1 protein-coding gene is annotated in these 501 nt (G+C 75.4%); it reads right to left on the reverse strand.

Going from position 1 to position 501, the window contains the following annotated elements; genetic code table 11:
* Positions 1-501: hypothetical protein (locus tag D1614_RS25930; RefSeq protein WP_162304633.1), on the reverse strand; the 501-nt coding region annotated here is incomplete at both ends.

The following is a 501-nucleotide window of genomic DNA, read 5'->3' on the forward strand; positions in this document are numbered from 1 at the left end:
CAAGGCGAGCTGCAGGCCGCCGAGGCTCGGCTCAATGCCGCGCGGTTCGACGCCGAGGCCGACATCCGCACGGCCCGCTTCCAGCTGGGCGCGGCCCAGTCGCGCGCCGACGCGGCCGGCCAGGGCGACATAGGGCGCGGCGATCGACACCGACGCTCCGCCGGTGTTCGCCGTCCCGGCCGCCAGCTGCGGGATCGCGACGGCGCCGGCGGGCAGCGCCAGGATCTGCGAGGCGTTGACGACGACGGCGCGGCCGAGGTTCAGGTCGACGCCGCCCGCGAAGGCCACGATCGGGCTGGCGTCGCGGTTGGACGAGGGGCCGCCGAGCACCAGGGTGTCGATCCCCGAGCCCTTGAGGCGGTCGACCGCGAAGACGACCGCGCCCTGGCCGGGATTGACGATGGCCTGGCCCGGGGTCAGGCCGGCCGGGACCAGGGCTCCGCTCTGCTGCAGGATCAGCCCGCTCGCCCCCGCGGCGTTGCTGATCTGCCCCTGATAGGT

Origin of the sequence: Maribellus luteus, assembly GCF_003576475.1 — a bacterium.
Lineage (GTDB): Bacteria > Bacteroidota > Bacteroidia > Bacteroidales > Prolixibacteraceae > Draconibacterium > Draconibacterium luteum.